The organism is Bacillus sp. A01H, assembly GCF_045277205.1.
GTDB classification, from domain to species: Bacteria; Bacillota; Bacilli; order Bacillales; family Bacillaceae_G; genus Bacillus_A; species Bacillus_A paranthracis.
Genome location: NZ_CP117702.1, coordinates 2699095 through 2721519, shown reverse-complemented (window position 1 = coordinate 2721519; position 22425 = coordinate 2699095). Strand labels below are relative to the sequence as shown.

30 protein-coding genes and 2 pseudogenes are annotated in these 22425 nt (G+C 33.0%); 24 read left to right on the top strand and 8 right to left on the bottom strand.

The annotated features are described in order from the left end of the window. Positions 1–24 precede the first annotated feature (24 nt). From PSR14_RS14350 to PSR14_RS14335, 4 genes are all read left to right on the top strand, one after another. Positions 25–537: a GNAT family N-acetyltransferase gene (locus PSR14_RS14350; RefSeq protein WP_000617502.1), complete on the top strand. Its 513-nt coding sequence runs from the start codon at positions 25–27 to the stop codon at positions 535–537. A 144-nt stretch (positions 538–681) separates the two neighbouring features. Next, positions 682–1458: a serine hydrolase gene (locus PSR14_RS14345; protein WP_000450765.1), complete on the top strand. Its 777-nt coding sequence runs from the start codon at positions 682–684 to the stop codon at positions 1456–1458. After that, the gene (locus PSR14_RS14340) at positions 1455–1811 is read left to right on the top strand and encodes a hypothetical protein (RefSeq protein WP_000828020.1); all 357 of its coding nucleotides are present in this window, start codon (positions 1455–1457) and stop codon (positions 1809–1811) included. The genes PSR14_RS14345 and PSR14_RS14340 overlap by 4 nt, the downstream gene beginning before the upstream one ends. 32 nt (positions 1812–1843) lie before the next feature. Then, on the top strand, positions 1844–2260 hold the full coding sequence (locus PSR14_RS14335) for a GNAT family N-acetyltransferase (protein ID WP_000680403.1): 417 nt from the start codon (positions 1844–1846) through the stop codon (positions 2258–2260). Positions 2261–2401: 141 nt separating this feature from the next. On the opposite strand, the gene PSR14_RS14330 is transcribed toward PSR14_RS14335, so the two are convergent. Both PSR14_RS14330 and PSR14_RS14325 read right to left on the bottom strand, forming a co-directional pair. Continuing rightward, entirely contained in the window at positions 2402–2614 is a 213-nt protein-coding gene (locus PSR14_RS14330; RefSeq protein ID WP_000820164.1) for a DUF3006 domain-containing protein, read from the bottom strand. A 2-nt stretch (positions 2615–2616) separates the two neighbouring features. After that, the gene (locus tag PSR14_RS14325; RefSeq protein ID WP_000714654.1) at positions 2617–4002 is read right to left on the bottom strand and encodes an S-layer homology domain-containing protein; all 1386 of its coding nucleotides are present in this window, start codon (positions 4000–4002) and stop codon (positions 2617–2619) included. Between the two features lie 253 nt (positions 4003–4255). On the opposite strand from PSR14_RS14325, the gene PSR14_RS14320 reads away from it, so the two are divergent. The 9 genes and pseudogenes from PSR14_RS14320 to PSR14_RS14280 all read left to right on the top strand — a co-directional run bounded on the left by PSR14_RS14320 (position 4256) and on the right by PSR14_RS14280 (position 10931). Further along, positions 4256–4660: a GNAT family N-acetyltransferase gene (locus PSR14_RS14320; RefSeq protein ID WP_000288941.1), complete on the top strand. Its 405-nt coding sequence runs from the start codon at positions 4256–4258 to the stop codon at positions 4658–4660. Positions 4661–4673: 13 nt separating this feature from the next. Then, the gene (locus PSR14_RS14315; protein ID WP_000994636.1) at positions 4674–5027 is read left to right on the top strand and encodes an MmcQ/YjbR family DNA-binding protein; all 354 of its coding nucleotides are present in this window, start codon (positions 4674–4676) and stop codon (positions 5025–5027) included. A gap of 21 nt (positions 5028–5048) precedes the next feature. Continuing rightward, positions 5049–5756 carry a class I SAM-dependent methyltransferase gene (locus PSR14_RS14310; RefSeq protein WP_073541732.1) on the top strand — a complete coding sequence of 236 codons (708 nt, stop codon included), beginning with the start codon at positions 5049–5051 and terminating at the stop codon, positions 5754–5756. A 65-nt stretch (positions 5757–5821) separates the two neighbouring features. Then, positions 5822–6217, top strand: a complete 396-nt coding sequence (locus PSR14_RS14305; protein ID WP_001093430.1) for a DUF2809 domain-containing protein — start codon at positions 5822–5824, stop codon at positions 6215–6217. A gap of 15 nt (positions 6218–6232) precedes the next feature. Next, positions 6233–7159, top strand: coding sequence for a phosphotransferase enzyme family protein (locus PSR14_RS14300; protein ID WP_000389484.1), 927 nt, complete (start codon positions 6233–6235; stop codon positions 7157–7159). Further along, positions 7146–7673, top strand: a pseudogene (locus PSR14_RS14295) (DNA topology modulation protein). Before PSR14_RS14300 ends, PSR14_RS14295 begins: the two are co-directional and overlap by 14 nt. 32 nt (positions 7674–7705) lie before the next feature. Beyond that, a pseudogene (locus PSR14_RS14290) lies at positions 7706–7912 on the top strand (hypothetical protein); the annotation flags it as partial. A gap of 100 nt (positions 7913–8012) precedes the next feature. Beyond that, on the top strand, positions 8013–9206 hold the full coding sequence (locus PSR14_RS14285; RefSeq protein ID WP_000124899.1) for a macrolide family glycosyltransferase: 1194 nt from the start codon (positions 8013–8015) through the stop codon (positions 9204–9206). A gap of 357 nt (positions 9207–9563) precedes the next feature. Further along, positions 9564–10931: a lytic polysaccharide monooxygenase gene (locus tag PSR14_RS14280; protein ID WP_098487559.1), complete on the top strand. Its 1368-nt coding sequence runs from the start codon at positions 9564–9566 to the stop codon at positions 10929–10931. Positions 10932–11061: 130 nt separating this feature from the next. Here PSR14_RS14280 and PSR14_RS14275 read toward each other — a convergent pair whose 3' ends face one another. The 3 genes from PSR14_RS14275 to PSR14_RS14265 form a co-directional block, all read right to left on the bottom strand. Next, complete coding sequence (locus PSR14_RS14275) at positions 11062–11496, bottom strand: GNAT family N-acetyltransferase (protein ID WP_000555715.1); 435 nt, start codon at positions 11494–11496, stop codon at positions 11062–11064. Between the two features lie 107 nt (positions 11497–11603). After that, positions 11604–12266 carry a ribose 5-phosphate isomerase A gene (gene rpiA / locus PSR14_RS14270; RefSeq protein WP_073541730.1) on the bottom strand — a complete coding sequence of 221 codons (663 nt, stop codon included), beginning with the start codon at positions 12264–12266 and terminating at the stop codon, positions 11604–11606. Positions 12267–12270: 4 nt separating this feature from the next. Beyond that, a complete protein-coding gene (locus PSR14_RS14265; RefSeq protein WP_001125380.1) occupies positions 12271–12591 on the bottom strand; it encodes a 2Fe-2S iron-sulfur cluster-binding protein in 321 nt (106 codons plus the stop codon). A 143-nt stretch (positions 12592–12734) separates the two neighbouring features. On the opposite strand from PSR14_RS14265, the gene PSR14_RS14260 reads away from it, so the two are divergent. Both PSR14_RS14260 and clpP read left to right on the top strand, forming a co-directional pair. Next, positions 12735–13421, top strand: coding sequence for an RNA polymerase subunit sigma-70 (locus tag PSR14_RS14260; RefSeq protein ID WP_000337494.1), 687 nt, complete (start codon positions 12735–12737; stop codon positions 13419–13421). Between the two features lie 21 nt (positions 13422–13442). After that, positions 13443–14024, top strand: a complete 582-nt coding sequence (gene clpP / locus PSR14_RS14255; RefSeq protein WP_000991625.1) for an ATP-dependent Clp endopeptidase proteolytic subunit ClpP — start codon at positions 13443–13445, stop codon at positions 14022–14024. A 45-nt stretch (positions 14025–14069) separates the two neighbouring features. Here the strand turns inward: clpP and PSR14_RS14250 are convergent, their stop codons facing one another. After that, complete coding sequence (locus tag PSR14_RS14250; RefSeq protein WP_001227647.1) at positions 14070–14927, bottom strand: glycine betaine ABC transporter substrate-binding protein; 858 nt, start codon at positions 14925–14927, stop codon at positions 14070–14072. Positions 14928–15097: 170 nt separating this feature from the next. Here PSR14_RS14250 and PSR14_RS14245 point away from each other — a divergent pair, with 170 nt between their 5' ends. From PSR14_RS14245 to PSR14_RS14210, 8 genes are all read left to right on the top strand, one after another. Beyond that, positions 15098–16303, top strand: a complete 1206-nt coding sequence (locus PSR14_RS14245) for a glycine betaine/L-proline ABC transporter ATP-binding protein (RefSeq protein ID WP_000370624.1) — start codon at positions 15098–15100, stop codon at positions 16301–16303. After that, entirely contained in the window at positions 16296–17132 is an 837-nt protein-coding gene (locus PSR14_RS14240) for a proline/glycine betaine ABC transporter permease (protein WP_001084764.1), read from the top strand. Before PSR14_RS14245 ends, PSR14_RS14240 begins: the two co-directional genes overlap by 8 nt. Positions 17133–17428: 296 nt before the next feature. After that, positions 17429–17599, top strand: a complete 171-nt coding sequence (locus tag PSR14_RS14235; protein ID WP_001992228.1) for a hypothetical protein — start codon at positions 17429–17431, stop codon at positions 17597–17599. A 102-nt stretch (positions 17600–17701) separates the two neighbouring features. Continuing rightward, a complete protein-coding gene (locus PSR14_RS14230) occupies positions 17702–18187 on the top strand; it encodes an HIT family protein (RefSeq protein WP_002163623.1) in 486 nt (161 codons plus the stop codon). Next, complete coding sequence (locus tag PSR14_RS14225) at positions 18171–19007, top strand: PP2C family serine/threonine-protein phosphatase (protein WP_000557569.1); 837 nt, start codon at positions 18171–18173, stop codon at positions 19005–19007. Before PSR14_RS14230 ends, PSR14_RS14225 begins: the two co-directional genes overlap by 17 nt. Positions 19008–19048: 41 nt before the next feature. Further along, positions 19049–19387 (top strand): DUF4181 domain-containing protein, encoded by a 339-nt coding sequence (locus PSR14_RS14220; protein ID WP_163258297.1) that lies wholly within the window; start codon positions 19049–19051, stop codon positions 19385–19387. Between the two features lie 35 nt (positions 19388–19422). Then, a complete protein-coding gene (locus tag PSR14_RS14215) occupies positions 19423–19863 on the top strand; it encodes an NUDIX domain-containing protein (RefSeq protein ID WP_001082139.1) in 441 nt (146 codons plus the stop codon). Positions 19864–19882: 19 nt separating this feature from the next. Further along, positions 19883–20263: a DUF4181 domain-containing protein gene (locus tag PSR14_RS14210; RefSeq protein WP_000381562.1), complete on the top strand. Its 381-nt coding sequence runs from the start codon at positions 19883–19885 to the stop codon at positions 20261–20263. Between the two features lie 76 nt (positions 20264–20339). Here the strand turns inward: PSR14_RS14210 and PSR14_RS14205 are convergent, their stop codons facing one another. Then, on the bottom strand, positions 20340–20849 hold the full coding sequence (locus tag PSR14_RS14205; RefSeq protein ID WP_073535898.1) for a GrpB family protein: 510 nt from the start codon (positions 20847–20849) through the stop codon (positions 20340–20342). Positions 20850–20890: 41 nt separating this feature from the next. Beyond that, entirely contained in the window at positions 20891–21736 is an 846-nt protein-coding gene (locus tag PSR14_RS14200; RefSeq protein WP_212566750.1) for an oxidoreductase, read from the bottom strand. A gap of 188 nt (positions 21737–21924) precedes the next feature. Here PSR14_RS14200 and PSR14_RS14195 point away from each other — a divergent pair, with 188 nt between their 5' ends. Next, a complete protein-coding gene (locus tag PSR14_RS14195; RefSeq protein ID WP_000951610.1) occupies positions 21925–22404 on the top strand; it encodes a DinB family protein in 480 nt (159 codons plus the stop codon). The last annotated feature ends 21 nt before the right edge of the window (positions 22405–22425 follow it).

Here is a 22425-nt window from a genome sequence, read left to right as displayed (position 1 = left end):
AACGTATATGAAAGGAAGAAAACGATGATAAGGGAAGCAACGGAAAAAGATGTAATATACATTTTAGATATTTATAATGATGCGATACTGAATACAACTGCTGTATATACGTATAAACCCGTAACCCTTGAAAATAGAATAGATTGGTATGAACAAAAAAAGGCTGATGGTTATCCGATTTTTGTATACGAACTAGATAATAAAGTAGTAGGATTTGCGACATTCGGTCCGTTTAGAGCTTGGCCTGCCTACAAATATTCAATTGAGCATTCTGTGTATGTTGATAAGGAATATAGAAAATGTGGGATTGGAACTTCTTTGATGAGAGCATTGATCACAATTGCAAAAGAAAGAGAATATATGACTTTAATTGCTGGAATTGATGCGGAAAACGAGAAAAGTATTGCCTTACATGAAAACTATGGATTTGTTCATGCAGGGACGATTAAAAAGGCTGGGTATAAGTTTAATAAATGGCTAGATTTAGCTTTTTATCAATTGGAGCTTAATGGTCCTAAAAATCCTTTAGAAGAATAGAAAATTAGTATCTTAGGTAGCATGGAGTTATTCATGTTACCTTTTTCTTATTGTAATCATAAGAATGCTTATCTAAAAAAGGGATTTCATATTATATATTGAATTATTAAAAAATAATATAACGTTTGGAAAAGAGGCTGGGAAATGGAAACTGTCATTCAAAAAATGAAAGAGATACAATCTGATCATGTTGGAATAGCTATTTATTCTACAAAAAATAATCGCATAGTTGCTTCATATAATAGTGAATTAAATATTCCGTTAGCATCGGCAGCAAAAGTAACAATAGGATTTGTAGTAGCGCAGATGGTGAAGGAAAATAAATGTAATTGGCATGATATACTTCATCATGTTAAATTTAATCCAAATGAAGATAGTGCGCAGTTGTATCCACATTTACAAGGAAGAAGGACTTTAACACTTGGTAAAGCAGTAGAAGTGATGATAGCATGTCATGATAGTTACGTTGCACAGTCAGTTGTAATGTACTGTGGTGGATGGGATGCTGTGAAAATGTATGCCCAAACGTACTTTTCAAAAATTTATATACAAGAGGACGCTAGAGATGAGAAAAATGTTGGAGAATTAAATGAAGTTCTTTCACTTTTAGTACATATTTTTCAGGGTTATAAGTCAGAAGCAGAATTATGGGAACCAATTATTAGCGGCATGGTAAGACAGCAAGGTGAATATGAAGGAATACATTCATATCACTTAGCTCATATGACAGGTGGGCTATCTTCAGCTGCAATAAATATTGGTATAATAGGAATATTTAACGAATTCCCGTTTCTTTATGTTATTGGGGGAAAAGATTTACCTAATCGACTTGAAAATAAAGAGGTAGATGAAGCTTTTGTGGTAGCTTTGAAGTACATATACAAAGAATATAGTCAAAGTATGCTAGGAGTGAGTAATTGAAAAGAAACTTAAAGACATCAACAATCATTATGTTAATTGTAACGATTATTGCTCTTGAAGTGGGTATCGCACTATACGATCACAATTTGTCATTAGATACTATTTATTTTGCAGCGATCCTCATTTGTATTGTATTACTTTTTGGTACACGTGTTTCTGAGAAGAAAGAGAGACGAAAAAAAACAGCTCTTTTATTTTGGCCATCTATTTTACTATCTATTGCTTCTTTTGCAGTTATAAGTTATATAAGAATAGGCTATGTCTCTGTACCAGGGATAATTGGTTTTTCATGCTTTGTTACATATGGTGGATTCTTATTTATTAGTATTTTAAAGAGGAAAAGTAAAAATTAAAGATAACTTACTAAGTTGAAAGGAAGGAATATATGAAACACATAGAGAATGGTACTCGCGCTGAAGGAGAATACATAAAAAATAAAGTCATTCAATATAACATGTCTATTTTAACTGATGAAGCAAAACAGCCGATGGAACAAGTAAGTTTTGTTGTGAAAGATGAGGCTGGGAAAATCTTTGGCGGCGTAACAGGTACGATGTATTTTTATCATCTTCATATAGATTTTTTATGGGTTGATGATTCAGTTCGTCATGATGGTTATGGTAGTCAACTATTACATAAAATTGAAGATATTGCGAAGGAAAAAGGTTGTAGATTAATATTATTAGATTCATTTAGTTTTCAAGCACCAGAATTTTATAAAAAGCATGGCTACCGAGAATATGGTGTTGTTGAAGATCATCCGAAAGGGCATAGTCAACACTTTTTAGAGAAGAGGTTATAGTATTCGTGTTTTGCGAGAAAAGTGTTTTTTAAAAGCATCGCCAATAAGGCGATGCTTTTTTTAGTTTATAGAAACTAATCCATCTGATGCAATTATGCGAAGAAATAGTTCGATTCGTATTACAAGGATTTTCTTTTTTTACTATTCAAATAGCTTATTCATTAAATCTTGTATTTCACGTCTTCTTTTATCTGTTTCATCCTTATCAATTGTATACGTATCATCCTCTATTATGAGAACATCACCCTCTTTTGCAGTGGAAGGGAGTTTGGATTTAGGTACATCAATTGTTACGTTATTCACTTCAATAACTGCTAGTTCGCCTTCGAAACGGTCAATAATACCTCTCTTCATAATTATCTCTCCGTTCTTACAGAAATGTTAGAACTATCACTAGTAATAATTACAGTTCCATTTAAATCCGTTCTATATACTTTAACAGACATTGCATTTAACTTTGCTAAAGTTTCCTGTGTGGGATGGCCATATCGGTTACCTGCACCTGCACTGATTACAGCGATACTTGGTTTCACTGCATCTAAAAATGGTTGAGAAGAAGAAGTCTTACTTCCGTGATGGCCAGGTTTTAATACATCGGATTTTAGGCCGGAACCATACGTTGCAACCATATCTTTTTCACTTTTAGATTCAGCATCACCAGTAAATAAGAAAGATTTGCTGCCATGTGTTACTTTTAATACAGCACTCCACTCATTTAGATCGTTACCGTATTCTTTAACAGGAGCTAAAAATTGTGAGTTTAAACCATTGATTGGTAAAGTTACTCCAGACTTCGCTTCTTTAATAGTTAACCCTTTGTTAGCTACTGCAGTTAAAAAGTCTTGAAACGTTTGTGTCGTATGGCTTACTTTAGGTGAGTAAACGTTTTTTACATTCATAGCATAAAGTACTTCATCCAATCCGCCTACATGATCGGCATCAGGATGAGTAGCAATCATATAATCGATAGTTTGGAATCCTAATCCTTTTAAATAATTTGCTACTACTTTACCTTTTCCGTTGTTACCACCGTCAATAAGGATCGTTTCGCCACTTGGAGATTTAATAAAAGTAGCATCACCTTGTCCTACATCAATATAATGAACTTCTAACTCTCCTTTAGGCTTAGGAAGAGCCGGACGGAAACTAGGTTCTAATACACGAGCTAAAAATGCGGCGAACTGTTCACGAGTTACTTTTACGTCTGGACCAAATGTACCATCAGGAAACCCAGCTGTAATATTATTTTGAGCTAAAATTTTGACAAAATTGTAACCCCAATGAGTAGATGGAACATCAGGGAAATTGACGTCTGCACCTGTAGGTTGCAAATTAAAAGTTTTAACTAAAACTACTGCCATTTCTGCACGAGTTAATGAACGGTCAGGGAAATAGTTTGTTTCACGTTGTACAATGTTATTATGTGCTAACTTATGTACAGAATCATAGTAATAGATACCTTTGGCTACATCGGAAAAAATATGATTATAGCTAGATGGTTTTGCTAATTTTAATGATAAATCTAGCATTAAGGCCATTTGTCCACGAGTTACATCATCACCCGGTTTAAAAGTTCCTTCTGGCGTACCATTAATGATACCTTTATCCGATAAATAGTTAATTTCCTTAATTGCCCAATGATTAGATTGGACATCTGGGAAAGCTTTAGCACTTGTAAGATTTGGAATGAACAATGTTAAAATCATGACAAATGCTGTTAGTAATAAACTAAACTTTTTCAAAAAATCGCCTCACTTAATGTATTTTTTACCTTATTAACTTTACCATTTATTACAAGTAATTCAAAGTTTAATAAGTAAATATTTTATTAGTTGTTTTGTATTTCCATAAATTCGTTAATTTGAAATAATCTAACTTAATAGAGGGGATAGGAAAGGTATTAGAGAATTGTTTATATTGCAATTGTAAAATCCATATTATAAATTTATAAAATCATTTATAATAATTTATATCATGTTAAATGGGAGAAAGAAAATGTATACATATAAATTACAAGATGAGAAACCAATCTGTTCAGAAAAATTAAAGAGGCTTTACGATTCTGTCGGTTGGTGGCCAGAAAGAAAAGAAATCGATATTCAAAAAATGTTAAAAAATAGTATAGCAATTGGGGTATGGAAAGAAAATGAGTTAATTGGTTTTGCTAGAGTTGTTTCAGATGGTGTTTTTCGAGCGTACTTAGAAGATGTTGTTGTGCATGAGAGTGTAAGGAATAAAGGTATTGGAGAGAAGATGCTTACAATGTTACTTGAAGAAATATCTCATATCGATATTGTGAGCTTATTTTGTGGAGAGAAGCTTATAAAGTTTTATGGTCAAAAACAATTTCAAGCGACGAAACAAATTGTGATGCATCGTAATCAAATAGTGAAAGAATAAGGGGAGAATTAGAATGAATGCAACAAGGGAATATTGTTTATCGAAAAGAAAAGCGACAGAAGATTCACCAGATGGTTGGAATGCAACGTGTATGAGGCTTAATAATAAAATATTTGCGATATTGAACCATGAAGAAGGCGAAAAAGCGGCAATAACATTAAAATGTGATCCAGAACTTGCGCTAAGATTAAGAGAAGAGTATCCAGAAACAATCATTCCGGGTTATCATATGAATAAAAAACATTGGAATACGGTGTATGTACATAAAGATGTAGAACAAGTGCAAATTAATAAGATGATTGATTGGTCGTATGATTTAGTTCTACAATCATTTTCAAAGAGAAAGCAGCAAGAGTTATTAGATTAATATGTATAAGGGGTGGATGTATTGAAAGACACGATCAAAGATACATATGATAAATTAGCGAGTACATATAAAGAAAATCTAGATGTGGCAAATCCATATAACAGCTATTATGAAAGACCAGCGATGATGGAGATGGTTCCAAAGAAATTAGAAGGGAAGAGTATACTAGATGCCGGATGTGCAGCTGGATGGTATACTTCTCAATTTGTAGAAAGAGGAGCAAATGTTACTGCAATTGACGTAAGTTATGAAATGGTAAAAGCTGCAAAGGATAGTATGGGGGATAAAGCAACGTTTCTTTGTCATGACTTGCAAGAAGTATTACCGTTTGAAGATCATACTTTTGATATAATTGTAAGTTCATTAACTCTTCATTATTTACAAAATTGGAATCAAGTATTTCAGGAATTTCGTCGAGTATTGAAGCCAGGTGGAGAATTTATATACTCTATTCATCATCCTTTTATGGATTTTACAAAGTTTACTTGTAAAAATTATTTTGAAAAACAATTATTAGTAGATACTTGGATTAAACCTAATATTACAATTGAAGTTGAATTTTTTAGAAGGTCACTTCAAGATATTATTAATGAAACAACAAATTATTTTATGTTAGAAAAAATGGTCGAACCAAGGCCAGTTGAAAAGATGAAAGAAGTAAATGAAAAATCTTATTACTATTTAAATACAAATCCACATTTTCTTATTGTTAAAGCAGTTAATAAATAGCTAGTAAAATGATTATATTTTACTAGCTATTTTGCAGTTATAAATGATGAATTAGGAGTTTTGAAATGAATACGAAACGAAATAGATTACTATACGCAATGTTTACAATCCTTGTTATTATTTTAGGGCTTAGTTCAAGAAAGTTTGCTTTTGCGCTGCCGGCTCTATTAAATGATTATTTAGGTGATGCTTTATGGGCGTTAATGATTTTTATTGGATTTGGATTTTTATTTCCTAAAATAGAAATGAAGAAATTGGCTTTTGTTAGTTTAATGTTTTGCTACGGGATTGAAGTGAGCCAATTGTATCATGCTGAATGGATAGATAGTATTCGTGCAACGACTTTAGGTGGACTCGTATTAGGTTATGGATTTTTGTGGAGTGATTTAGTTGCTTATACAATTGGTGTTGGGGTAGGATTTCTTTTTGAGTTTATATTAAGGACGAATAAGCGATTTTAAATGGAGGTATTTATTATGGAGGATATATTAGAAATTGTGAATTTTTGGTTTGAAGATAAAGATGTCACAGCTACTGAAATAAAAGCAAACGTAACAAAGATTCATTGTAATAATAAATCCTATATTTTGAAGGAAAAGGGATCGATAAAACAACTATTAGTTGAAATACATGTATTAAAACAGCTTGAGGAAAAAGGGGTTAAAGTACAAAAATTAGTGAAAACGAGTAATAGTAAAAAGTATGTATTTTATAAAGAGAAGTATTATTGTTTGTACAAATATATTGCTGGAAGTGGACTTGAAATAAAAGATACAGAAAATCTGAAGGAGCTAGGAAGTACAATTGGAGAAGAAATAGCTAATTTACATCAAGTACTTAATTCGGTGAATAATAATGAGTTAGTAAAAAGAGATTTGTATAAAGTAGTATACGGATGGGCTTTACCTATTTTAGAAAAGAATGAGTATGTTCATCAGGATGTAATTCGAAAAATGAATCAAATACATACAGCTTTCAAAGAAATAGTTCACCCATTACGAGAGCAAATTATTCATCGTGATATGCACTTATCCAATGTAATCTTTAAAGATAATGAATTTCAAGGTTTTATAGATTTTGAACTATTAGAAAGTAATGTAAGAGTATTCGATTTATGCTATTGCTGTACGAGTATTTTGAGTGAGTTATATAGTGATGAAGTATTAAGAGGGAAGTGGCAACATATTATCAGCACAATCTTTGAAGGATATAATAAACAAAACATTTTAATGAAAGAAGAACTACAGTCTATTTGGTATGTCATGCTTTCGATTCAAGTTATCTTTATTACTTATTTTGTTCAGTTAAAAGATTTATTAAAGTTAAATGAAGAGATGTTTTTCTGGATTTTTGCTAATAAAGAAACTATTGAAGAATTAATAGAAAGTAGTGTACAAATATGAAAAAATAATATTAATAGGTTCTGGTGGTTCAGGGAAGTCTACATTAGCAAGGCAGTTAGGAAATAAATTAAATATTAAAGTACATCATCTTGATGCGTTATTTTGGAAACCGAATTGGGAAGGGGTACCGAAAGAGGAGCAAAGAACAGTTTAAAATGAATTAGTGAAAGAAGATGAGTGGATTATTGATGGGAATTATGGCGGGACAATGGACATAAGAATGAACGCAGCTGATACAATTATTTTTCTTGATATTCATAGAACAATATGTGTTTATCGTGCTTTTAAAAGAGTTATACAATATCGGAATAAAACAAGACCAAATATGGGCGCGGGATGTAAGGAAAGATTTGATTTACAATTTTTTAAATGGATATGGGAATATCCTAAGACGAAGCGACCTACAATTTTAAAGAAGTTAAATCAATTGAGTAAGGATAAAGATGTTATTATTTTAAAATCTACAAATGAAGTAAGACTATTTTTAGAGAAGTACAGTGCTATAAATGGTTAGATTATAAAAAGAAATAACCTGGGGGTATAGAATTGGATAGATTTATTAGGCTAGTTGATTCTAATATGGTGAAAATTCCAGCAGGAAAAGTAGAATTAAGAGATGATCGAATAAAGAAAGAATGGAAAGCCCAAGTTAATTCGTTTCTTCTTGCAAAGTATGTTGTAACGATGGAATTATATGATGCGATTACGAATCATACATCAAATTTATCCAAAGATAAAAACAAACCAGTTGTAATTTACATAGATGACCTTGGATTTAGGCTCGCTAAGTCCATTTAGAAAAATTATAAGAGCAAAATAATATAGATAAGATTTAAAGTAAGGAGTGTTTTAAGTGGCACGTGTTTTATTCATTAATGCTGGATCAGAAGGACATATAAATCCAACGTTGCAAGTTGTAGAAGAATTAGTTTCGCGTGGGGAAGAGGTAGTTTATTTTTCGATAGAAGCTTTCAGAGAACGTATTGAAAAAACAGGGGCTATTGTAAGAACAATTGACGACCAAAGGTTTATAAAAGCATTTCTTTCCGGTGGCCGAAATTATTTGCAGGAAAGAATAAATGGCCTTCTACATACAGCAGATGTTATTATACCAAGTGTTCTTGAACAAATTGAAGGAGAACATTTTGATTATATGATTCATGATTCGATGTTTGGCTGTGGCCGTATAATTGCTCAAATTTTAAAGCTTCCGGCAATAAATTCCTGTACATCTTTTGCACAAGATGAAAAATCATTTCAACAAATGTTAGATCACTTGTCTAAAAGTATCCCAGTGAAAGTTCAGGAGAGGATACATAATGATTTTGAAAGATTAACTAAGGAGGTTGCGGAAAAGTATAGTGTTGAAATAAACTCACCATATGAAGTTTTCTGTAATCCAGCGTCACTTACTATTGTATATACAATAAAAGAGTTCCAGCCTTTTGGAGATATGTTTAATGAAACATTTAAATTTGTAGGTCCATCCGTCCCTGCACAAGTAAAAAATGAAGACTTTGATTTTACTTCAATTGAAGAAAAAAGCCCGATTTACATTTCGCTAGGCACTGTTTTTAATGAAGCGCTTGATTTTTATAAACTTTGTATGAAGGCGTTCGAGAATAGCGAGCATACTATTGTAATGTCTATTGGTAATAAAACGAACATAAGTGATTTAGGTGAAATTCCTAAAAACTTCATTGTGAAAAACTATGTACCACAAACGAAACTACTTGCATATACAAAGTTGTTTATTACACATGGTGGAATGAACAGTACACATGAAGGGCTATATAACGGGATTCCACTCATTGTAATTCCGCAAAGTGCAGATCAGCCAGTAATCGCAAAGCAAGTGGAGAATCTAGGAGCTGGGATTAAGTTATCTATGAAAGAATTAACTGTAGAACAACTACGTGAAAGTGTAGAACTTGTATTAAATAATCCATCATATAAAGAAGTTGCATGGAATTTGAAGGAATCTTTCCTGAAATCTGGTGGCTATCAGGAAGCTGCTGATGAGATTTTTACATTTATAGGTCAATAATAAATAGAAAATTATACATGAGAAGAGTGTCTATATGAAATGATATAGACACTCTTTTTTTATATGAAGCGGAGAATTCGTTGTTTTGAAATGTTAAATATTCTGTTTTGCAAATTCGGACCATAGTTTTACGTGTTACTAATGCTTTCATCATTTCTGCACAACTTCTGCACATACTTTGATGATTTCTATGTCATGATATATTCATCAAGTGAAATATTTCACAAGAAATGAAATATATTTTCACTGCGGTGTATGCATAACACACACATACATCGTTACAAGATTGTCTCTTGTTATTCTTTTACATCGAAGCCCACATTACACTACGAATTATAACAAGAAGGGGACAGGAACATGAAGAATCAATTTTTAAAACAACTACAAAACATGAAAATGAACAAAAAAAGTCTAGGAGCTGTTGCATTAACAGCTGGAATTATTGGCACGACACTTATTCCTCAAAACGCATACGCGCACGGTTTTGTTGAAAAGCCGAGCAGCCGATCTGCTTTATGTAGTCCAACTTATGGTGCACTAAATGTAAACTGCGGAAGTGTTATGTATGAACCACAAAGTTTGGAAGCTCCAAAAGGGTTCCCGCAAACTGGCCCAGTTGATGGTCAAATCGCTTCTGCAGGTGGTAAGTTTGGTGGTATTTTAGATCAACAAACTGCCGATCGTTGGTTTAAAAATACAATTACAGGCGGGGAAAATACATTTACGTGGAAATATACAGCGCCTCACTTAACGAGCAAATGGCATTACTATATTACAAAAAAAGGATGGAATCCAAATAAAGCGCTCACAAGAGCAGATTTTGAACCAATTGGAACTGTGCAACATGATGGTTCTGCAGCCTCAAATCATTTAACTCACAAAATCAATGTACCTACTGATAGAAGTGGGTATCATGTAATTTTAGCAGTATGGGATGTAGCTGATACAGCAAATGCATTCTATAATGTAATTGATGTTAATCTCATCAATGACGTAAAACCAGACACAGAAGCTCCAAGCATTCCAAATAGAATTCAGGCACAAAAAGTAACAGCGAATAGTATAGAACTAGCATGGACCGCTTCTACGGATAATGTAGGGGTAAAAGGGTATCAAATCTTCCGTAACGGAGAGATGATTGATACAGTACCAGGAACTCATTTTATTGATAAAAAATTACAACCAAGTACAGAATACTCTTATACTATAAAAGCAATTGACGCAGCTGGAAATGTATCGAAAGAAAGTGCAACGCTTACAGTGAAAACAACAGTTGAGGCTCCTGATACAGAAGCACCAACACAACCAAAAGGATTATATAGTATGGGAACGACAGCGTCAAGTGTGGATCTAATGTGGAGTCCTTCTGACGATAATATTGGTGTAGACCATTACGATATTTATAGAGAAACAAAAGGATCAATGGAAAAAATTGCAACATCCAATACGACTTCTTATATGGATAAATATTTACTCTCTAATACTACTTATAAATATGTAGTGAAAGCTGTTGATGTAGCTGGAAATGAATCTGTACAGAGTGATATATTCATAATTACTACAAAAACTGAAAGCGTTTCATATGAAGAATGGGATGCAAAGAAAGCATATGAAAAGGGAGATAAAGTTCTACACGAGGGAAAAGTATATGAAGCAGTCCAAAGTTATAAAGGAAATGGGGATCCAAACTGGATTTATGCCTTATCATTATGGAAAACAGTGTAAGCTTTACCTTGGTATGAACTAAGAGATAATGGGCTTTGATGCAAAAGGACATCTTGAGAATTCATTTTTCTATAAATAAAAAAGGGCAGTATATGAATACGTAAAGTAGTTTCATATACTGCCTTTTTTATTATGATAACATTTTCGTCATAAGTATATGCGGAATGCCATCTTCCATAAATACATCAGAAGAGGTTTGATAACCTAGTTTTTTATAAAATCCTTCAGCCTGTGTTTGACCGTGTAGTTTTACTTTTGTAGATTCTTTTTCACGAGCAATTTCTTCTAACGTTTGAATAATTACTTTTCCTAAACCGTATTTACGATAGTCTTTTAAAATACAAATACGTTCTAATTTTCCAGTTCCATCAACAAATCGTATGCGACCTGTACCAACAGGAAGCTCGTTATAATAAACTAAAATATGTTTACATTTCTCCCCGATTTCATCAAACATATCGAATTCATCTTCAAGTGGGACATTTTGTTCTTTTACAAATACTTCTTTTCGAATATGAAAGGCAGTTTCTAAATCTGTAAGTTCTGTTATGAGTTTGGAGTGCAAATTGTTCAATCCTTTCTAGTGTAATGTGCTTTTGTTTTCATAGTATATCATAATGTTACGTAATAACGAGAAAATATAAAAAAGCTGACTGTAAGAGTCAGCGTTCATTATAATTCCTGTATCCCGTTTTTTGTTCCAATAATCGCCTTACTAGTCATATTAACAAACAATCCGGTTTCAACTACACCAGTAATCATTTTTAATCTTTTGTGTAAATCGGAAGGAGTAGCTATATGATTAGGAAATATACAATCGACAATCATATTATTATTATCGGTTATAAATATTTCATTATTTTTTAAACGTAACGTTGTTTGACATCCTAAAGATTGAATTTTACTTTCGGTTTGTTTCCATGAAAAAGGTATAATTTCAACAGGTAATGGGAAAGTACCTAAATGCGTTACGAGTTTCGATTCATCAGCAATGATAAGTAGTTCCTTAGAGGAAGAGGCAACGATTTTTTCGCGAAGTAATGCGCCACCGCCTCCTTTAATAAGCTGTAAATTAGAATCAATTTCATCAGCTCCATCAATTGTAAGATCAAGACTTTGTACGTCGTTTAACGAAATCAACGGAATATTTAGCTGCTGTGCCAATGCTTCCGTTTCCTTTGATGTCGGGACAGCTTGAATTGATAATCCCTCTTTTACACGTTGACCTAATTTTTGTATCGTCCAGTATGCGGTTGATCCTGTACCAAGACCAATCTTCATACCATCTTTTACGAAGGTTGCAGCATATTCACCAGCTATCTGTTTTAAATCCATCGCTTTACTCCGCCGGACGTGGTCCAGCATCAAGACCTGAACTTTCAACTGTAAGTACTGGACGAACTACTATATCCTTATGTACACGCATTTGACAAGATAATCGTAAATGATCTTCAATTCCTTTTTCTGTCATCGCATTTTTTTCATTCGCACTCGCTTCACAAAAATCACCGGCTATAATTTCTACTCTACAAGTTGTGCAACGTGCTTTTCCGCCGCAACGATGGAGTATGTTTACACCGTTATCTTCAATTGCTAATACTAATTTTGTTCCTTCTTTTACATCAAAAGTTCCCGCACCTTCAATTGTTAATTTTGGCAAATTTGTTCCTCCTCACGTAAAATTGTACATAACATATTTATGACCGCGAATTATTGAACATAAACATAATTTTTTTATATGCCCCGTAACTTTTTTATTTGTTGAATCGTTAATTAAGTAAGCGCTGAAAAGGAGTGGTTATTTTGTGCACAAAAGTAACTCATATTTTGAAAAATCATATCGATATGAATCATTCAAATATAACTTTTTTAATTGAGCAATACGGAGAGTTGAAAAGATACTGTACATTTTTAACGAAAAATAAATGGGATGGCGAAGATCTTGCCCAAGAAACAGTTTGTAAAGTACTTCAAAAATATAGTAATAAAGATATTTGTATGACGCTCGTATATAAAATAGCTAGAAATCGTTGGTTAGATCAAATAAAGTCAAAATCAGTTCATGAAAAAATAAGAGACCAAATTACTTTTGAAGAACCACATGAAAAAATTGCAGATTTGCATGAAATGGTAGGGAAAGTATTATCTTCATTAAATGTACAGCAATCCGCAATTCTATTATTAAAAGATGTTTTTCAATATAGTATCGCTGATATTGCTAAAGTATGTTCCGTATCGGAAGGGGCAGTAAAAGCTTCTTTGTTTCGGAGTAGAAATAGGTTGAAAACTGTAAGTGAAGAAGGGATAGAGATAGTTGAATTCACAGACGATATGGAAGTTGTAGTAACGTCTATTCGAGAAGAGAGACCGGAATTATTAACGAAACTGCTTCCAACAATAGATTTTACTAAGTTACCATCTAAACAGCCAGTCTTATTATTTAATGTGAAACAACCTTCTTCCTACAGTTGTATGCTTTTAGCAGCATAACAATTATTGGAGGGATTTAAAATGAATGCAATTCCATATGTTGTAGAGCAAACGAAATTAGGAGAACGTTCCTATGATATATACTCAAGGTTATTAAAAGACCGTATTGTTATTATCGGTTCAGAAATAAATGATCAAGTAGCGAGTAGTGTCGTAGCTCAATTATTATTTTTAGAAGCAGAAGATGCAGAGAAAGATATATTTTTATACATTAATAGCCCAGGCGGATCAACGACAGCAGGTTTTGCCATATTGGATACGATGAATTTAATCAAACCAGACGTGCAAACGCTATGCATGGGCTTTGCAGCATCATTTGGTGCATTGCTATTATTATCAGGTGCAAAAGGAAAACGGTTTGCACTCCCAAATAGTGAAATTATGATTCATCAGCCGCTTGGTGGTGCACAAGGGCAAGCAACGGAAATTGAAATCACAGCAAAAAGAATTTTAAAGTTAAAACATGATATTAATAAAATGATTGCAGAAAAAACAGGGCAACCGATTGAAAGAGTAGCACATGATACAGAAAGAGATTATTTTATGACTGCAGAAGAAGCGAAGGCATATGGGATTGTAGATGATGTTGTTACGAAAAAATAGCAGAAAGCAGGCTAGAGAGTAAAGTATATTCTCTAGCCTGTTTTATTAATCTTTTATCCATTCATCGACTAACGCTTGATTCTTTTTAATCCATTTTCGCGCCGCTTCTTCGGAATCTTTCGTTTTATTTAACTCAACCATTAATGTACCAAGCTGTTCATCGTTCATTTTCCATTTATCAAAGTATTTTATGATATCCGGATGATCTTTTTCGAAACCTTTACGAACGGAGTAATAAATGTCATCTTTTTCACCATATACTTTCTTAGGGTCTTTTAAATATTTTAAGTCAAATTCTGAAAAACCCCAATGTGGATTCCAAAGCGTAACAGCGATTGGTTTCTTTTTCGTATATGCTTTTTTTAGTTCACTCATCAAAGCAGCTTCAGAAGACTGGACAAGTTTTAGCTTTATATCATATTCCTTCATCGCTTTATTCGTTAAATTCATAAGACTGCTGCCAGGTTCAATTCCGACAATTTTATTATCTAGTTCATCTTTATGTGCATTTAGATCTTCAATGCTGTTTATGTTTTTCACATAAGAAGGGACAACTAAACCTAGTCCGGTTCCTTCATACCATTTTGATTTTAAGACAATATCATCTTTATAACGATCATTTAGTGGTTTATCCGTAACGGGTAGCCATACTTCTAAATTAGCATCAACATCACCGCGAGCAACACCAGTCCAAATTGCCGCTTTTTCTAAATACATGAGTTCAACTTTGTAGCCTTTTTGTTCTAGTAGTACCTTCCACATATTTGCAGTTGCAATGTTTTCTTTCCAACTTGTTACACCTAGTTTAATTTTTCCTTTCGAATTTGCATTTGTTGCATTACATGAAGAGAAAATCATAGTAATAAATAATGCAAGGCATATGAGCCATATTTTCTTTCTCATTAAAAACCTCCTAAGAAACGTTTGCTTTTTAAATAAATGTATAAGTAAGCATTCTTATTATGAACGGAAAAAAGAATTTTAAAGAAATCTTATAAATGTTATTTTTATGTAATATTTCTTTGCAAAATCGCAACACTATGTGAATAGATGGGTAGAAAAGGAGTAGTGACATGGATAATACAAAGGTACGTGTTGAAAACGTAACAAAAGTATTTGGGAAACACCCGCAAAGAGCGCTTACCTTATTAAAAGAGGGAAAAAGTAAATCGGAAATTTTGAAAGAGACAGGAATGAACGTTGGCGTAAAAAAGGCGACGTTCGAAGTATATACGGGAGAAATTTTCGTTATTATGGGATTGTCTGGTAGCGGGAAATCGACATTAGTTCGTATGTTAAACCAACTGATTAGACCAACAGCGGGGCATATATACATAGATGGAGAGGATATCGCAACGATGGGAAAAGAAGAGTTGCGAAGAGTGAGAAGAACGAAGATGAGCATGGTGTTTCAGAAATTCGCTCTATTCCCTCATCGTACCGTTTTGCAAAATGTTGCATATGGGTTGGAAATACAAGGAGTTCCAGTAGAGGAACGAGAGAGAAAAGCGTTAGAGTCCTTGAAGTTAGTTGGACTTGATCATCATAAAGATAATTATCCAAGTCAACTGAGTGGTGGTATGCAACAGCGTGTCGGCATTGCGAGAGCGCTTACGAATAATCCGGATGTTTTACTTATGGATGAGTCATTTAGTGCATTAGATCCACTGATTCGAAAAGAAATGCAAGATGAACTGTTAGAATTACAAGATAAAATGGAAAAAACAATTATTTTTATTACGCATGATTTAGATGAAGCCCTTCGAATTGGTGATCGAATTGCGTTAATGAAAGATGGAGAAGTTGTCCAAATTGGAACGCCAGAAGAAATTATGATGAGTCCTGCGAATGAATTTGTAGAGAAATTCGTGGCGGATGTGAATTTAGGAAAAGTAATAACGGCGGAATCTATATTAAAACGACCAGAGACGTTATTAATTGACCGTGGACCACGTGTAGCACTTCAAATTATGAGAAATGCCGGCGTTTCTACAGTGTATGTTGTTAACAAAAAATATGAGTTTTTAGGAATATTAACGGCAGATGATGCGAGTAAAGCAGTACAAAAGCAATGGCCGATTGCTGATTTATTACTTACCGATATTCCGCACGTGTATTTAGATACTTTACTGGAAGAAACTTATGCGAAAATGGCGGAGATGAAATATCCGTTACCAGTAATTGATGAGAAGAAAAGGCTAAGAGGAATTATTAAACGTGAAAGTGTCATTCAAGCTCTTGCAGGTAATATTGAAGAAGAGGTGAAAGACGATGAATAGTATACCGCGTATTCCTTTAGGGGAATGGGTCGACTCATTTGTTGCAAGTTTATATGAGCACTTTGAAGGCTTATTCCGAGGATTCTCTTATATTATCGGCGGATTCGTTGATTTACTCACTAATTTTTTAACAATAATACCGGCTATATTGATGATTATTATTTTGTGTTTCCTCATTTGGTACACAACGAGAAAAGTATCTTTAGTTATTTTTACACTCATCGGATTATTATTTATTTTGAATATTAACTACTGGGCACAAACGATGCAAACATTATCACTCGTACTTACTTCCGTTATTATTTCAATTATTGTCGGAATTCCAATTGGGATATTAGCATCTCAAAATGAGCGTTTCTCAAAATTTTTAAAACCAACGTTAGATTTTATGCAAACAATGCCGGCTTTCGTATATCTTATTCCCGCGATTACATTTTTCGGAGTAGGTGTAGTACCCGGGATTATTGCATCAGTAATCTTTGCAATGCCACCGACAATTCGTTTTACTGATTTAGGAATTAGACAAGTTCCAGAAGATTTAATTGAAGCAGCGAATGCATTTGGCTCAACCGCATCACAAAAATTATTTAAAGTACAATTACCACTCGCAACTGGAACGATCATGGCTGGTGTGAACCAAAGTATTATGCTCTCTTTATCAATGGTAGTAACAGCATCGCTTGTAGGAGCTCCAGGTCTTGGAGTTGATGTATACCGCTCTGTGACACAAGTTAATATCGGGATGGGATTTGAAGCGGGACTAGCCATTGTTGTCATTGCGATTATATTAGATCGTATTACACAAGGATTTCACCAAAAAAGAAGATAACAAGAAAACACACTTTATTATACAAAGTGTGTTTTTTGTTTGAATAGATTATATTCGAACGATAACAGAACCGTCAGCTGACGCAAAAACTTGTTTTTTTATTTCATTGATTTAATTCTTCGATGAATAACGATATGTTTGTTTAACAGCGACTTGAAAATCTCTTCTTAAGAAGAGGATTATGTGGTGGAAAAGTATAAGTAATAAAGTACATTTTTTGGAAATTATTAAGTGGAATAGCGAATATATTAGGAGACAGTGACTTCATGTAAATAGATAGTATTTTGGAAGAAATTATGAGAGGAGATGCTATTTTGTCTAAAAAGAAAAAAAGCAATGATGCCTTGGCGATAGGCGTCGGTATAGGGGTTGTAATCGGTGTAGTCCAAGGTTATTTTACAAATAATTTAGTAATCGGAATTGTGATTGGGATTGTAATTGGAGTTGTGGTTTTGAAGAAAAAATGAGGTGTAAATTCAATTCAAAATTGTCGTGTTAAAAGAATGAATTTTCGGAATATAAATCCTATTTTTCCTTTTTTTATGATATTATATATAAAAAGGATGGTAATGGATATGCCAACAAATAATCAAGAAGAACAAAACTGCTTCATTTGTGAAAACCATAAAGGAAATATTACAGTTCCAGGTGGAGCTATTTACGAAGATGAACTCGTTTACGTTGGACATGTCCACTGGGATAGCGAAGAAACGTATCTTGGTTATGTAATGATAGATATAAAAAGATATGTACCTGGTCTTGCTGAGCTAACAGATGAAGAAGCAAAAAGGTTCGGACTTATATCAAGTAGAGTAAGTAAAGCACTAAAAGAAAGTGAAGGTGCCGAACATATTTACACTTTTGTTTCAGGGAATGGTGTACCACATATGCATATGCACATCATACCGCGTTATGCAAATACACCAAAAGAGTTTTGGTCACTGACTGAAGTAGAGAAATGGAACGGTGCGCCTTATAGTGATACAGAAAAAATCAAAAAACTATGCGAAAGAATACGAAAGTATATGGTGAGTGAATATGCATACAACAAATAATAGACAACATTCATGGATTGGAAGTAGAGAAATGTGTTTAGACGAAATTTCGGTAAAGCAATATGGTGATATCGTGCTCGGTGCATATGGTGGGAATATTAGTGCCGGAGCAAAAAAGAATGAAGATGGTGCGTTAGTTTGGTCAAATGGTGATTGGGAATTTGCAGCTATATTAGATGGACATAATAGTGCAGAAAGTGTTGATTTAGTAGTAAATACAATTCAAAAAGAATATGAAAATATAAAAGAAATGATGAATGAATCGATTGATACAGTATTTCGATCTATTGAAAATCATATTCTTACAATCTTACAATCTTCTTCATTTAAGGAAAAGTGCAAAAGAATTAAAGGTGAAACAGCTTGCTTACTATGTGTAAGAAAAGAAAACTATATATGGTGGTTATCTATCGGAGACTGTTTAGTGTATGTATTTCATGATGAATTACACAAATTAGGACAATACGCACTAAATCAACGTCATTTTTACGAATGGATTGGTAACGTAAATACTTTTGATTTACCTGTTCCTTGTTATTCAACAGGCATTCGTGAATTACGTAATGGAAAGAATCGAATTGTAATGGTGACAGATGGAGTATTAGAATGCGGGGAACGTCGGTATGAAACTCCTGTAAATCTGTATAGTGATATGAATAGAAATAATATAAAACTTGAAGAAAGTGTTCATCATGTATTAGAGCACGTTCATCATCAATTCGGACGCGATAGTGCGACAATTATTAGTTGGGACATTGATAATAAAGGAAAAGCTACTTATCCGAGTGATCAGCCAGAGAAAATAAAAGTAAGAAAATAAAAGGAGAGGGTTTTCTGTCAATTACCAAAATAACGCTATTAATTTTATGGGTACTATGTATATTCGTTTTTGAAAAAATAGCAAGAAGAAGATTAAACATACCGAAACAAAAGGGATGGGATAATCAATATGTGAATAAAACACATAAATGGGGGAATAGAATTATTATTTTCTCTTATATAGTTGTTATTGCGATAAGTGCTTTGTTTCCAAACCGTATATTTATGGGGTATGTACCTCTTTTGTTTTTTATCACGTTATATGGATTTCAATCATATATGGAGTGGAAATATGATAAGGAATCGCGCGAGTTCTTGATTTCATTATTTGCAGTTACAGCGCTAATAATAACTGGATTAATTATATACTTCTTTCTTTAATAAATTTTCAATTAAAGAATTAAAGGAGGAAAATAATGAATAGATCTGTATTACGTGTAGAAGTTATTATTTATAATGGAGATAACTCAAAAGTGCTCGTTCAATGCGATGAAAATGAATCATTTTATCGTTTTCCAGGAGGCTCTATTGAATTTGGTGAACCAGCAAAAGAAGCGATAATACGAGAATTAATGGAAGAATACGATTTGAAAATTGATGTCCAAGAGCTAGCTGTTGTAAATGAGCATATTTTCGAGTGGAACAACGAAAAAGGACATCATTGTACATTGATATATTGGGGAACTGTTCAAGAGATGGTTACAAATGAAATAAGGCATAAAGAACATGAGAATATTATATTAATATGGAAGAGCATAGAGGAATTAAAGGAGAAGCCAACATATCCTGAAGGAATTGTAAGTTATTTAGAAGAGAATAACCATAATATAGTCCACTTTGTTTCTAAAAATATATAAAGTAATTGGAGGGATAACAATGGATACCTCTACAATTTTAATTATTATTATTGGACTGGGTATAGGTGGTTACTTTTTAGAACAGTTTTTAAGAAGAAAATTAAATATGGAGAAAAGAGGCTTCTTTGGATATAAGCATGTGAATAGTTTACATGTAAAATTAGAAATAGGTCTTATTATTATTTATGTAATAAGTAGTTGTTATTATATGTTTAAATTTGAAAACGCTAAAATGGCTTATGTCATGTTCACTTATTTAGGGATATCATGGACTTTAAGAGCATGGATGGAATGGAAATATGATAGAAAATCAAAAGAATATATACTTTCGATAACGGGAATGGTTTCTTTTATATTGATGCTCTCGATACTATTTTATTTCGTTCCACCTGCTGTATAATTAAAAATTTGATTATAAATAATGAGATAACTAATAAATAAGAAACCATTTACTGCTAAATGGTTTCTTATTCAATTTAACCATTTAATTTCGCTAATACGGATTTAATGAAATTTGTTTTATCCTCTGCATATTGATGTTTATCATTAGGATTAGCTTGTGAAAGTTGAATCTTCAACTGTTCATACTGTATACGAGCAGTCTTATTGTCTATTAAGTAATCTCGAAATTGTAATTGTTCTATTAAATGTTTATTCCTTTGTTCATACATATGAATTTGATGAGTTCTTGGTTCACCTTTATTAAAATAATATCTTTCGGGTAATACATCCTTTCTATATTTATAATTTAATAGTTCTAACTTTTGAATACATTTTAAAGCGTCTTTATAATCTTCTAGTTCGATTGCAATATCAATAATTGGCTTTGCACTTAAATGCGTAATAGCAGTACTGCCAATATGGTGTATCGCTAAAATATGTTCGCCAATTTGTTCCTCAATGAATTGTTTCTCCTTTATAAATTCAATTGCCCACTCTTCAGTCCACGGAACTAAAAACACTTTACCACAGGGTAAACCTAACATTTAATTAGCACCTCTTTCAAAATGTTTTTCAATAAAGGTAATTACATTTTCTTAAAGCTTCTCAAAACAAGATATTCCCACAATCTCCAAGGAAGAATTTTCTTTGCAAAGATCATAAATTTTACACCTTTACCGATTGGATAACGTAAATTCGTACGCTTAGACTCAGCAATTTCTACAATTTTATTAGCAACATCTATCGGATTACCAAATGTATCACTGCCGCTATTAATATGTTTTTGTATTTTATCCATATATTCTTTGTAAGGAGAAGTAGTATCAGATTGGTTTGTAGCTAGTTGTTTACCAACTTCCCATATATTCGTGTTATAAGAACCAGGTTCCACTAAAACAACATCTATTCCAAAAGGTTTTACTTCTAAACGAAGGGATTCACTCCATCCTTCTAATGCATGTTTTGAAGAAACGTAAGGAGATAGACCAGGGAATCCAACTTGACCACTAATGCTACTTATATTAATAATTTTCCCACTTTGTTGTTCTCTCATATATGGTAAAACAAGCTGAGTAATCGATATAGCACCAAAAAGATTCGTTTCAAATTGTTTGCGATATTCCTCTACTGGAATTTCTTCTACAAAGCCACCATTAGCATATCCTGCATTATTAATAAGGAGGTCTACTCTGTTTATTTCTTTTAAAAATAATTGAAAGGTATGTATAGAGTTTTGATCGGTTATATCTAATTGTTGGACTGTTATGTTGTGCAGCAAGTTTAGTTGAGTAGCTTGAGATAGTAAGTTCGCTTGTTTTTCAAGGTTTCTCATTGTAGCGATAACTAAATAATCTTTTTTTGCGAGTTCGAGTGTAGTTAATAGTCCAAATCCACTTGAGGATCCTGTAATAATTGCGACTTTTTTGTTCATTTTCTGCCAGCTTTCTTTTTCTTTTATCATAACGATTTATGATAAGAAAATCTATTATTCTTACATTCGTTTTGAGAGCATTACCCGTTAATTCTATATTCTATGAGATTTTTAAAAGAGGAAATTATACGGACTCAGCGTATATAGAGAAGTGAGTATGAATACGTTTATGAAATGAGGGAAGAATAATGGCCCATGTGAAGGATGTATTAGCAGATCAGTTATTAGCGAATGCGAACGATCCTAGTTGGTATATTCCGTTTTCAGATGCAGTTAAGGGTTTATCTGAGAGGGAAGCTTTCTGGAAACCGAATGAAGAGAGTAACAGTATAGCTGAAATTGTACAACATTTATTGTATTGGAATTCTACGTGGCAAACTAGATATAAAGAATCGAATGTGAATGCTGTGCCCGCTATTGGAGATAATAACAAAAGTTTTATGCTTTCAAATAATCAAACTTTCGATGAATTACGAGAAAAACTACTAGAGAAACTGTTACTATGGCAAAATCTCATAAATGAAGAAAGGGTTGAAAGCGATGTAGTGGGATTTCCTGTTTCTGCAAAGTGGTGGGAAGTGCTAGCCAATGTAACTACTCATAATGCATATCATATCGGTCAAATTATTTACATCCGAAAATTACAGAAGAGTTTTGATGGTGAATAAGATAATAATTTTCAAATTAGG

Bases quoted from the DNA above. Each gene is read 5' to 3' on its own strand.
- PSR14_RS14335 (WP_000680403.1), top strand. From the start codon at position 1,844: ATGAAACACATAGAGAATGGTACTCGCGCTGAAGGAGAATACATAAAA.
- PSR14_RS14300 (WP_000389484.1), top strand. From the start codon at position 6,233: ATGGAGGATATATTAGAAATTGTGAATTTTTGGTTTGAAGATAAAGAT.
- PSR14_RS14240 (WP_001084764.1), top strand. From the start codon at position 16,296: ATGAATAGTATACCGCGTATTCCTTTAGGGGAATGGGTCGACTCATTT.
- PSR14_RS14330 (WP_000820164.1), bottom strand. From the start codon at position 2,614: ATGAAGAGAGGTATTATTGACCGTTTCGAAGGCGAACTAGCAGTTATT.
- PSR14_RS14205 (WP_073535898.1), bottom strand. From the start codon at position 20,849: ATGTTAGGTTTACCCTGTGGTAAAGTGTTTTTAGTTCCGTGGACTGAA.
- PSR14_RS14250 (WP_001227647.1), bottom strand. From the start codon at position 14,927: ATGAGAAAGAAAATATGGCTCATATGCCTTGCATTATTTATTACTATG.
- PSR14_RS14200 (WP_212566750.1), bottom strand. From the start codon at position 21,736: ATGAACAAAAAAGTCGCAATTATTACAGGATCCTCAAGTGGATTTGGA.
- PSR14_RS14225 (WP_000557569.1), top strand. From the start codon at position 18,171: ATGCATACAACAAATAATAGACAACATTCATGGATTGGAAGTAGAGAA.
- PSR14_RS14215 (WP_001082139.1), top strand. From the start codon at position 19,423: ATGAATAGATCTGTATTACGTGTAGAAGTTATTATTTATAATGGAGAT.
- PSR14_RS14195 (WP_000951610.1), top strand. From the start codon at position 21,925: ATGGCCCATGTGAAGGATGTATTAGCAGATCAGTTATTAGCGAATGCG.
- PSR14_RS14245 (WP_000370624.1), top strand. From the start codon at position 15,098: ATGGATAATACAAAGGTACGTGTTGAAAACGTAACAAAAGTATTTGGG.
- PSR14_RS14235 (WP_001992228.1), top strand. From the start codon at position 17,429: ATGAGAGGAGATGCTATTTTGTCTAAAAAGAAAAAAAGCAATGATGCC.
- PSR14_RS14280 (WP_098487559.1), top strand. From the start codon at position 9,564: ATGAAGAATCAATTTTTAAAACAACTACAAAACATGAAAATGAACAAA.
- PSR14_RS14320 (WP_000288941.1), top strand. From the start codon at position 4,256: ATGTATACATATAAATTACAAGATGAGAAACCAATCTGTTCAGAAAAA.
- PSR14_RS14345 (WP_000450765.1), top strand. From the start codon at position 682: ATGGAAACTGTCATTCAAAAAATGAAAGAGATACAATCTGATCATGTT.
- clpP (WP_000991625.1), top strand. From the start codon at position 13,443: ATGAATGCAATTCCATATGTTGTAGAGCAAACGAAATTAGGAGAACGT.
- rpiA (WP_073541730.1), bottom strand. From the start codon at position 12,266: ATGGATTTAAAACAGATAGCTGGTGAATATGCTGCAACCTTCGTAAAA.
- PSR14_RS14210 (WP_000381562.1), top strand. From the start codon at position 19,883: ATGGATACCTCTACAATTTTAATTATTATTATTGGACTGGGTATAGGT.
- PSR14_RS14230 (WP_002163623.1), top strand. From the start codon at position 17,702: ATGGATATGCCAACAAATAATCAAGAAGAACAAAACTGCTTCATTTGT.
- PSR14_RS14315 (WP_000994636.1), top strand. From the start codon at position 4,674: ATGAATGCAACAAGGGAATATTGTTTATCGAAAAGAAAAGCGACAGAA.
- PSR14_RS14305 (WP_001093430.1), top strand. From the start codon at position 5,822: ATGAATACGAAACGAAATAGATTACTATACGCAATGTTTACAATCCTT.
- PSR14_RS14350 (WP_000617502.1), top strand. From the start codon at position 25: ATGATAAGGGAAGCAACGGAAAAAGATGTAATATACATTTTAGATATT.